Below are 10,538 nucleotides of genomic sequence, written 5' to 3'. Positions count from 1 at the left end.
CAGCGACCGGTCGTGCACGCGCCCGAAGCCGGCGATCGTCGCGGCCTGGATCGCGTTCGGCAGCCCGTCCTGGTCCACCACGGAGGCCCAGGCTGCGGCCTTGGCGTCGGCGGTCGGGACGGCTGCACGCGCGGCCGCTGCCGCCCGCTGGCCCGTGGCCGTGGCGTCGTCCGCCAGCTGCGCGGCGATGTCGGCGTCTCCGGCACGCCCGCCGGTCACCAGCGAGGTGAGCAGCTCCCAGCGCAGGTCCGTGTCGATGGACAGCCCCTCGAGCGTGGCGTGACCGTCCAGCAGGTCGCGGACGGCGTCCAGCTGCTCGGTCGTCGCCGCGCGGCCTGCGAAGGACTTGACCAGCTGCAGCTGCGTGTCGGAGCCGGCCTCGGCTGCGCGCGCGAGGGCGAGCAGGCGGTCGGCTGCGGCGATCTCCGTGGCGGACCGGTGCTCCGGTGCCACGTACAGGTCGAGCGCGGTGGACAGCTGGCGCAGGAGGACGAGCACCACGGAGGAGTCGGTCTCGTGCGCGATGTTGTTCAGCACCAGGTCGACGAAGTCCCGCGCCGGGGTCTCCCCGTCGCGCGTGGCGTCCCAGGCGGCGGTCCACACGAGCGTGCGGGGCAGCGAGTCGTCGAACTTGCCCAGGTGCTCGATCGACGCGGCCAGCGACTGCTCGTCGAGCCGGACCTTGGCGTACGCGAGGTCCCCGTCGTTGACGAGCAGGAGCGTCGGGCGCTGCACGCCGACGAGCTCCGGCACCTCGGTGCGGGGGCCGTCGATGTCGAGCTCGACGTGGACGGTCCGGACCAGGCGGCCGGTCGTCGGGTCGAGGTCGTAGCCGCCGACGGCCAGGCGGTGCGGACGCTGCACGGGGTGCTCCGCCGGCACCTCCTGCAGGACCGCGAAGGACGTGATGACGCCGGCGTCGTCGACCTCGAGCGACGGGCGCAGCAGGGTGACGCCGGCCTTCTCCAGCCACAGGCCCGACCAGGCGGACAGGTCGCGGCCGCTGGTGGTCTCCAGCTCGGTGAGGAAGTCGCGCAGCTCGGTGTTGCCCCACGCGTGCTTGGCGAAGTACGCGCGCACACCGGCGAAGAACTCGTCCTGGCCCACCCACGACACCAGCTGCTTGAGCACGCTCGCGCCCTTGGCGTAGGTGATCCCGTCGAAGTTGACCTCGACGTCCTCCAGGTCGCGCATGTCCGCCACGATCGGGTGCGTGGACGGCAGCTGGTCCTGCCGGTAGGCCCAGTTCTTCTCCAGCGACGAGAACGTGGTCCAGGCGCTCGTCCAGCGGGTGGCCTCGGCGGTCGCGAGCGTCGACATGTACTCGGCGAACGACTCGTTCAGCCACAGGTCGTCCCACCAGCGCATGGTCACCAGGTCGCCGAACCACATGTGGGCGAGCTCGTGCAGGATCGTCACCGCGCGGCGCTCGATGGTGGCGTCGGGCACCTTGGACCGGAACACGTAGGACTCGAGGAACGTGACCGCTCCCGCGTTCTCCATCGCGCCGGCGTTGAACTCCGGGACGAAGAGCTGGTCGTACTTGGCGAACGGGTACGCGACACCGAACGCCCGCTCGTAGAAGTCGAAGCCCGCACGCGTGAGGTCGACGATGTTGTCGGTGTCCAGGTGCTCCGCCAGCGAGCCGCGGCAGTAGACGCCCAGGGGGATGGTGCGGCCGTCCTGGCTCGTGAGCTCGCGGTGCTCCGCGTGGTACGGGCCGGCGATGACCGCGGTGATGTACGACGAGATCCGCGGGGTGGTCTCGAACGTCCAGGTCGCGGTGCCCTTGTCGACGCCGCCGTTGCGGTTCACGCCGTCCTCGACGACCTCGGGCATGCCGACCTGCGGGTAGTTGGACACGACGGTCCAGTGCGCGGGCGCGGTCACGGTGAACGTGAACGTGGCCTTGAGGTCGGGCTGCTCGAACACGGCGAACACCCGCCGGGAGTCGGCGACCTCGAACTGCGAGTACAGGTAGACCTCGTCGTCCACGGGGTCGACGAAGCGGTGCAGGCCCTCGCCGGTGTTCATGTACGCGGCGTCGGCGACGACGAGCAGCTCGTTGCTCGCCGCGAGGTCGTCCAGCCGGATCCGCGAGTCGTCGACCACGTCGGCGACGTCCAACGAGCGGCCGTTGAGGGTGACCTCGTGCACGGTCGGCGCGATGAGGTCGATGAAGGTGCTCGCGCCCGGCGTGGCGGTGAACCGCACCCGGGTCCGGGAGGCGAACGTCGTCGGGCTCGTCGTGAGGTCTAGCTCGACCTCGTACGACTCGGCGGCGACGACGGAGGCGCGCTCGCGCGCCTCGGCACGGGTGAGGTTCTCTCCAGGCACGCAGGTACTCCTCGGGAGTCGATCGGTGGGGCTCTTGGCCGGGTCGATCATCGCACGCAGAGGCGTGCGGCCTAGGGTCGTGGCGTGCACGCGACCTACGACGCCGTCATCGTCGGCGGGGGCCACAACGGCCTGACCGCCGCCGCCTATCTGGCTCGCGCGGGGCGGACGGTCCTGCTGCTCGAACGCGCCGACCACGTGGGCGGCGCGACGCTCTCGGCGCGGGCGTTCCCCGGGGTGGACGCGAACGTGTCGCGCTACTCCTATCTCGTCTCGCTCCTGCCCCGACAGGTCCGCGACGAGCTCGGGCTCCGCGTCGAGCTCCGCCGCCGCCGGATCTCCTCGTACACGCCGGAGGACGGCCGGGGGCTGCTCGTGGACACGGCCGACGACGCCGCCACCGCGGCCTCCTTCGCCGACGTGGGGGCCGGGGCCGACGTCGGCGCGTGGCGCGCGTTCGGCGCACGCACCGGCGCGCTCGCCGCGCGGCTCTTCCCGACGATGACCGAGCCGCTGCTCTCCGCCGCGGACGCGCGCCGGCTGCTGGGCGACGACGACTGGCGCGACCTGGTCGAGCGGCCCATCGGCGAGCTGGTGGACGCGACGTTCTCCTCCGACCTGGTCCGCGGGGTCGTGCTCACCGACGCACTGATCGGCACGTTCGCGCGCGCCCACGAGACCGGCGGCCGCCCGAACCGGTGCTTCCTCTATCACGTGATCGGCGGCGGGACCGGGGACTGGGACGTGCCGGTGGGGGGCATGGGCGCCGTCGCGGGGGCGCTCGAGGCTGCGGCGCGGGGGGCCGGTGCGGAGCTGGTGACGTCGGCCGAGGTCGTCGCCGTCGACCCGGGGACGACCGGGGACGCGGAGGTCGTGTGGACGGACGCCGACGGCGGCGAGCACCGCGTGGGCGCGCGGCACGTGCTGGCCGCCTGTGCACCCGCGGTCCTCGACCGGCTGCTCGGGCGGGCCGCCGGGGACGCGCCCGAGGGGGCGCAGCTGAAGCTGAACATGCTGCTCACCCGCCTGCCGCGGCTGCGCTCGGGCATCGACCCGCGCACCGCGTTCGCCGGCACGTTCCACGTCCACGAGTCGGCGACCGAGCTGGAGGCCGCCTACCGGCAGGCCGCCGCCGGTCGCATCCCCGACGTGCCGCCGGTCGAGACGTACTGCCACTCGCTCACGGACGACTCGATCCTCGGGCCTGGGCTGCGCGCGACCGGCCACCAGACGCTCACCGCCTTCGGCCTGCACATGCCCGCGCGGCTCTTCGTCGCGGACCCCGAGGGCTCGCGCGCCGCTGCGCTCGCGGCCACGATGCGTTCGATCGACAGCGTGCTGGCGGAGCCGCTCGAGGACTGCCTCGCGCGGGACGAGGACGGGCGCCCGTGCCTCGAGGTGCGCAGCCCGGTCGACCTCGAGGCGGACGTCGGGCTGCCCGGCGGGCACATCTTCCACCGCGACCTGGCGTGGCCGTGGGCGGAGCGCGCCGACGAGGTGGGCGGCTGGGGCGTCGAGACAGCCGACCGGCGCGTCCTGCTCGCCGGGGCGGGCGCGCGGCGCGGTGGCGGCGTCAGTGGGATCCCCGGTCGTGCGGCGGCGATGGCGGTCCTGGGGACGGTCTGAGGAATACCGCGGCGCGCCCCTATGGTTGCGCGAGGCATCGACCACCCCGGAGGACACCTGTGACGAGCACGCCCACCGCCCGACCCGTCGTCGACTTCTGGTTCGACCCCGCGTGCCCCTGGGCGTGGATGACGTCACGCTGGATGGACGAGGTGAGCGCGATCCGCGACGTCGACGTCCGCTGGCACGTGATGAGCCTGTCCGTGCTCAACGAGAAGCGCGAGCTCCCGGACACCTACCGCGAGCTCATGGACGACTCGTGGGGTCCGGTGCGCGTGATCATCGCGGCCGCCCGCGACCACGGGGATGCCGTCATCAAGCCGCTCTACGACGCGATGGGCACCCGTCGCCACCCGGGCGGACGCCGCGACACGTCGGCGATCATCGCCGAGTCGCTGGCCGAGGTCGGACTGCCCGCGGAGCTGGCCGACGTCGCCGGGACCGAGGACGTGGACGCCCTGCTGCGCGAGTCGCACGGTGAGGGGATCACCCTGGTCGGCGACGACGTCGGCACCCCCGTCGTCGCGATCGACGGGGTCGGGTTCTTCGGACCCGTCATCACGCCCGCGCCCACCGGTGAGGCCGCCGGTCGCCTGTTCGACGGGCTCGCATTGATTCCGACGACGGGTCCACCGGCGCGACGGCGTCGAGCACGCCGTCGGGGAGCTCGTCGGCGACGTCCACCGAGCCGCTCGCGTTCGCGTCCCCGACCGGCAACATCGCGTGCACCATGTCCGTCGACGGCGTCACGTGCACCATCGCCAGCTACACGTACGCGCCCCCGGTCGTGGCCGGCTGCACCGAGGTCACCGGTCACGTGCTCGTGCTCAACGCGGACGGCGTGGCGTTCAGCTGCGTGAGCGGCCCGCCGCCTGCCGTCGCCGGTGACGACGTGACGGTGCTGGAGTACGGGTCCTCGACGAGCGTCGGTGACTACACCTGCCGCAGCGCCACGGACGGGGTCCAGTGCGTCGACGCGTCCGGCGTCGGCTTCCAGCTGGCCCGAGCCAGCTGGTCCGAGCTGCCCGCCTGACGACGAGCAGCCCGGACCCAGCCCAGCATCACCAGATGCGGACGCGGTCCTCCGGGGCCAGGTACAGCGCGTCGCCCGGCTGCACGTCGTAGGCCGCGTAGAACTCGTCCACGTTGCGCACCACGCCGTTGCAGCGGAACTCGTTGGGCGAGTGCGGGTCGGTGGCGAGCCGGCGGATCATCTCCTCGTCGCGGCCCTTCGACTGCCACACCTGCGCCCACCCGAGCAGCACGCGCTGAACGCCGGTCAGCCCGTCGATCACGGGCGCGTCCTCCAGCGGGGTGCCGAGCGCGATGCGGTACGCCGTGAACGCGATCGACAGGCCGCCCAGGTCGCCGATGTTCTCGCCGATCGTCAGCTCGCCGTTGACGTGGTGCGAGCCGTCCAGCTGCACGGGGGAGAACTCGTTGTACTGGTCGATCAGGGCCTTCGTGCGCGTCTCGAACTCGGCGCGGTCGTCGGCCGTCCACCAGTCCTCGAGGCGCCCGTCCCCGTCGTACTTCGACCCCTGGTCGTCGAAGCCGTGGCCGATCTCGTGGCCGATCACGGCGCCGATCCCGCCGTAGTTCACCGCGTCGTCGGCCTCGGCGTCGAAGAACGGCGGCTGCAGGATCGCGGCCGGGAAGACGATCTCGTTCATGCCGGGGTTGTAGTAGGCGTTCACCGTCTGCGGGGTCATGAACCACTCGTCGCGGTCGATCGGCTTGCCGATCTTGCCCAGCTCCCGGTCCTGCTCGAACGCGTACGCGCGGCGCACGTTGCCCAGCAGGTCGTCGGGGGCGACCTCGAGCGAGGAGTAGTCGCGCCACGTCGCGGGGTAGCCGATCTTCGGGGTGAACGCGTCCAGCTTGGCCAGCGCCTTGGCGCGTGTCTCCTCGCCCATCCACTCCAGCTGCGAGATCGACTCGCGGTAGGCGGCGACGAGGTTGGCGACGAGCTCCTCCATCCGTGCCTTGTGCGCGGGCGGGAAGTGCCGGTCGACGTAGACCTTGCCGACGGCCTCGCCGAGCACGCCCTGCACCAGCGACACCCCGCGCTTCCACCGGTCCCGCAGCTCCTGCGCGCCGGTCAGCGTGCGGCCGTAGAAGTCGAAGTTGGCCTCGACCAGCTCGTCGGACAGGTAGGGCGCGCGGTCGGAGATGACGTGGAACGTGAGCCACGCCTGCCRGTCCTCCAGGGGCTCGCTCTGCCACAGGGTGGCGAACGCCTCGGCGAACGACGGCTCGCGCACCACCAGCTGCTCGAACGCGCCGACGGGGGCGCCGAGGGCGATCACCCACGAGTGCCAGTCGAAGCCCGGCGCGCGCTCGGCCAGCTCGGTGAGGGACAGGGCGTTGTACGTCAGGTCGGCGTCCCGGTCCTTGACCACGTCCCAGTGCCCGGCGGCCAGCTTGGTCTCGAGGGCCACGATCCGCCCGGCCAGCTCGTCGGCCTGCCCCTCGTCGGCAGCCGCGCCACCGAGAGTGAGCATGCGCGCGACGTGCGGGCGGTAGGCGGCGAGCACGGACGCGTACTGCTCGTCGCGGTAGTAGGCCTCGTCGGGCAGGCCCAGACCGCTCTGCACCAGGTGCACGGCGTACCTCGTCGGCTCCTTCGCGTCGTTGTCGACGTAGAACTGCACCGCGCCACCGGCCCCGGTGCGCTGCAGGGCGCCCAGCGCGCCGGTCAGCTCGGCCTGCGTCGTGGCCGCCTCCACCAGCGCGAGGTCCGTGCGCAGCGGGGCGGTGCCCGCGGCGGCGACGGCGTCGGTGTCCATGAAGGACGCGTAGACCGCGCCGACCTTGGCCTCGACGGAGTCGGCCGCACCACCGGCCGCTGCCGTGGCGCCGGCGTCCGCGATGATGTCGCGCACCTGCTCCTCGGCCCGGTCGTGCAGGGCGCGGAACGAGCCGTCCATCGCCCGGTCGGCGGGGATCTCATGGCTGGCGAGCCAGCGGCCGTTTACGTGGGCGTAGAGGTCGTCCTGGGGACGGACGTCGGGGTCGAGGGCGGTGAGGTCGATGCCACTGCGCGTCATGGGCACAGCCTACGGACGGGTTGCGGCCCGGCGAGATCGGTTATGCCGAGGGCGGACCGGGACCTCCGCACGGTGCGGCAGGATGGGCCCATGCGTATCCATGTCGCCTCCGACCACGCCGGTTACGAGCTCAAGGTCGCGCTCGTCCAGCACCTGCTCGCCGCCGGCCACGACGTCGTCGACCACGGTGCCGACACGTACGACGCCCTCGACGACTACCCCCCGTTCTGCTTCGCGGCCGGGGAGGCCGTCGTCGCCGAGCCGGGCAGCCTGGGTGTTGTTATCGGCGGCTCGGGCAACGGCGAGCAGATCGCCGCGAACAAGGTCACCGGTGTGCGCGCCGCCCTCGCCTGGAACCTGGCGACGGCGCAGCTGGGCCGCCAGCACAACGACGCGAACGTCGTCGCGATCGGCGCCCGTCAGCACTCCGTCGACGAGGCGCTCGCGCTGGTGGACGCGTTCGTGGCCGAGCCGTTCAGCCACGACCCGCGCCACCAGCGCCGGATCGACCTCCTCGCGGACTACGAGGCCTCCCGCTAGCTCACCAGACGTAGTTGCACATCGGCGCGACGGACGACAGGAACGCGGCCGCCGCGGGCTGCAGGGCGCCGGGCGTCACCTCGGCCACCAGCCCCGCGCGGGCCAGGGCCGCGAGCGACCGGCCACCGAGGTAGGCGGCCCCGAGCTCCCGCACGTCGAGCCGCACGTCGGCGGGATCCTCGGTCCGCGTGACCTCGGCCGGGTACGCGCCGTCGTCCTGTCGGGCACCCGTCGTCAGGCGCCACCGGCCGGCGTTGGCGGGCAGTCGGGTGTCGGTCACGTCGAGCACCACGTCGAGTGGTGCGGCGTACCGACGTCCGGCGAGCGCGACGGGGAGGTCGAGCAGGCGGACCCACAGGTTGTCGTTGACCTTGGGCACCACGGCGCGCGGGTTCTCCAGCAGCAGCAGCAGCGGGTCGTCGAGGGGGAGCATCGGCCCCTCGACCGTCGCGGTGAGGTCGAGGTCGAGCAGGAACGACCACAGGCGGTGCGTCGCGGCCGCGTCGAGCGCGACCGCCTCGCGGACCTTGACGATCCCCGCCGGGCCGCCCTCCGCCCAGTTCTCCTTGCGCCGGAACAGCGCGAAGGCGCGCGCAGCCCCGGAGGCGTCGTGGACCGTCGCGATGCGCAGCGGCTCGGCGCCCTCGCGCCAGGCGGGCGGGTCGACCAGCACCCGGGTGCGCCACACGTCGGTGTCGCGGGTGATCCAGCCGGGCCGACCGGCGCCGGCGGCGCGGTGCACCTCGTCGACGAGCGCGCTGTGCGCGGCGACGTCGGCGGTCGCGAGCCGGACCGTGAGCTCTTCGGAGCCCGGGGCGGCGCGGAGGGCGGCACCACGGCCGATCTTGACGCGGACGTCGTCGGCGGCTGAGCCGTACCCGTACCGCCCGTAGATCGCGTGCTCCGCGGCGAACAGCGCGGACACGGGCTCGCCGCGGTCCAGCGACCGCGCGAAGTGCGAGTCGATCATCGCGGTGAGCAGTCCGCGGCGACGCTGGTCGGGTCGGGCGCCCACCCAGGTGAGACCCGAGCACGCGATCGACGTCCCGGGTACAGGCATGTCGTGGGCATAGGACGCGTGGACGGCAGCGAGGCCCCCGTCGGGATCCTCCACGGCCTGTGCGCGGTCCCACGCGAAGGTGATCGGCACGATCGCGTCGGTCTCCGCGTTCGAGTCGAAGGCGAAGGCCAGGCGGTCGACCTCGAGGAACTCGTCCTTGCGGTCCTCGGGTACGTCGACGAGGCGGTATCCGGCGGGAAGGGGGCTCATACCCCCATCGTCGGGTACCGGACGCGTGCGTAGCACCCCCATTTCCGGTCTCGGGACCCGTGCAATGACCTGCGGATACGCTCACCGGGTGCGGGGGACGCGGCGGGCGCCGGAACAGGGGCTCTACTCGCGCGCCTCGCTCGCGGCGCGCCGCTGGAGCGGCCGCTCGCAGGTGGTCATCGTGGCGGTGCTGGTGCTCTGCGCGGCGCTCCTCGTGGTCGGCATCCTCAAGCAGCCCGAGTGGTTCCCGCCGTCCGCCTTCCTGCTGCTGATCGTCGTGKCCGTGTTCCTGCTCCGGCTGCGCCAGCTCGCGGTCCTGGGAGCGGTCGTGATGGCCTGCACCTGGGGCCTGTGGGTGTGGGGTGCGCCCACGATGATCCCGGGCGTCCTCGTGGTCGTCACGGTCGCCGTGATCGCCAGCATCGCGTTCGCCCGCGGGCGCGAGCGGCTCGGCCTGCAGGGTGCGCCCGGCGACCTCATGCTGGTCGACCTGCGCGACCGGCTGGCTGCCCACGGGCGCGTCCCGCCGCTGCCCGCCGGGTGGCACGTGGACAGCGAGTTCCGCTCGGCGCACGCCGACGGGTTCTCCGGCGACTTCATGGTGGCGGGCTCGCGCTCGGGCAGCTCGGCGCTCGAGATCGTCCTGGTGGACGTGTCCGGCAAGGGGCTGGACGCCGGGGTCCGCTCGCTCCAGCTGTCCGGCGCGTTCGGAGGGCTGCTGGGCGCGATGCCACGGGAGGAGTTCCTCGGAGCCGCCAACCAGTACCTGCTCGACCAGGCGTGGGACGAGGGGTTCGCGACGGCGATCCACGTCGCGATCGACATGACCACCGGCGACTTCTGGGTGTGCTCGGCGGGTCACCCGCCCGCCGTCCAGCTGCACGCCGGGTCGGGTCGGCTCGCACTGCTCGACACGGTCGGCAGCCCCGCGCTCGGGGTCGTCCCCGACATCCGCAGCGAAGCGCGGGCCGGCCGGCTGGAGCGCGGCGACGTGCTCATGCTCTACACCGACGGCGTGATCGAGGTGCGCGGCGGGGACCTCGACCAGGGGATCGACCGGCTCATGGGGGTGGCGGACCGGGTGCTCAGCCCCGGTCGCGGCTCGGCGGCGGCGGTGCTGGCGGGGGTGCGGGCGGGCGATGACGACGACCGCGCCGTGGTCCTGGTCCGCCGCGACTGACCGACGCTCAGGGCTGGATCGACTGCGCCAGCCAGTCGGCGTAGCCCGCGCGCCCGCCGTCCGGTCGCAGGTGGATGTCGTCTCCGTACAGCCAGCCACGGTTGGCCGTCGCCAGCGTGTTCCAGTCGAGGACTCGGACGTTCGGGTACTCGGGTGCCACGCGGGCGAAGAGCTCGTTGTCGAACGCGGCCCACGTGCGCGGGACGTGCACGTTCACCAGGAACACCCGCCGGTCCGCCGTGAGGTCCAGCAGCGACCGCAGGGTCGCCTCGTCGATCGGTCCGTTGGTCCCGCCGTGCACGATCACCGTGTGGCCGAGGGTGCCCGCGGCCGCGGCGGCCCGGACCAGGTCGACCATCACGGCGAACTGCCGGGAGACCTCGGCGTCCACCGCGATGCCCCGGGCGCCGAGCTCCGCCGCCGCGCCCAGCATCACGGAGTCCCCGAAGCCGGAGGCGCCGCCGACCGTCTCGACCGGCGGGGGCGGCACCGCGGGCGCGACCGGGGTGGTGGTGCTCGGCGTCGGGACCGGGGT

At 73.1% G+C, this 10,538-nt stretch carries 9 protein-coding genes; 5 read left to right on the top strand and 4 right to left on the bottom strand.

Annotated elements, in window-relative coordinates; all coding sequences use genetic code 11:
• Nucleotides 1-2,337 (bottom strand): aminopeptidase N (gene pepN, locus AC1DUQ_RS16035; protein ID WP_477074123.1); only part of this gene is annotated, 2,337 nt, incomplete at its 3' end.
• Between the two features lie 84 nt (nt 2,338-2,421).
• Here pepN and AC1DUQ_RS16030 point away from each other — a divergent pair.
• From AC1DUQ_RS16030 to AC1DUQ_RS16020, 3 genes are read left to right on the top strand one after another with little or no spacing between them, the layout of a single operon-like run.
• Entirely contained in the window at nt 2,422-3,963 is a 1,542-nt protein-coding gene (locus AC1DUQ_RS16030; RefSeq protein ID WP_477062730.1) for a phytoene desaturase family protein, read from the top strand.
• Between the two features lie 59 nt (nt 3,964-4,022).
• A complete protein-coding gene (locus AC1DUQ_RS16025) occupies nt 4,023-4,823 on the top strand; it encodes a mycothiol-dependent nitroreductase Rv2466c family protein (RefSeq protein WP_477074122.1) in 801 nt (266 codons plus the stop codon).
• Nucleotides 4,820-4,996 carry a hypothetical protein gene (locus AC1DUQ_RS16020; protein WP_477074121.1) on the top strand — a complete coding sequence of 59 codons (177 nt, stop codon included), beginning with the start codon at nt 4,820-4,822 and terminating at the stop codon, nt 4,994-4,996. The genes AC1DUQ_RS16025 and AC1DUQ_RS16020 overlap by 4 nt, the downstream gene beginning before the upstream one ends.
• 28 nt (nt 4,997-5,024) lie before the next feature.
• Here AC1DUQ_RS16020 and AC1DUQ_RS16015 read toward each other — a convergent pair whose 3' ends face one another.
• Nucleotides 5,025-7,013 carry a M13 family metallopeptidase gene (locus AC1DUQ_RS16015; protein WP_477074120.1) on the bottom strand — a complete coding sequence of 663 codons (1,989 nt, stop codon included), beginning with the start codon at nt 7,011-7,013 and terminating at the stop codon, nt 5,025-5,027.
• Nucleotides 7,014-7,103: 90 nt separating this feature from the next.
• Between AC1DUQ_RS16015 and AC1DUQ_RS16010 the strand changes: the two genes are divergently transcribed.
• On the top strand, nt 7,104-7,553 hold the full coding sequence (locus AC1DUQ_RS16010; RefSeq protein WP_477062726.1) for a ribose-5-phosphate isomerase: 450 nt from the start codon (nt 7,104-7,106) through the stop codon (nt 7,551-7,553).
• 1 nt (nt 7,554) lies between these two features.
• On the opposite strand, the gene AC1DUQ_RS16005 is transcribed toward AC1DUQ_RS16010, so the two are convergent.
• Complete coding sequence (locus tag AC1DUQ_RS16005; RefSeq protein ID WP_477062725.1) at nt 7,555-8,823, bottom strand: GNAT family N-acetyltransferase; 1,269 nt, start codon at nt 8,821-8,823, stop codon at nt 7,555-7,557.
• 88 nt (nt 8,824-8,911) lie between these two features.
• Between AC1DUQ_RS16005 and AC1DUQ_RS16000 the strand changes: the two genes are divergently transcribed.
• Nucleotides 8,912-10,003, top strand: coding sequence for a PP2C family protein-serine/threonine phosphatase (locus AC1DUQ_RS16000; RefSeq protein WP_477074119.1), 1,092 nt, complete (start codon nt 8,912-8,914; stop codon nt 10,001-10,003).
• Nucleotides 10,004-10,010: 7 nt separating this feature from the next.
• Here the strand turns inward: AC1DUQ_RS16000 and AC1DUQ_RS15995 are convergent.
• On the bottom strand, nt 10,011-10,538 hold a 528-nt coding region (locus AC1DUQ_RS15995; protein ID WP_477074118.1), incomplete at its 5' end, for an SGNH/GDSL hydrolase family protein.

This window comes from Cellulomonas sp. P4_B5_2, assembly GCF_056402235.1.
This window is presented reverse-complemented; position numbering and strand designations above follow the sequence as displayed.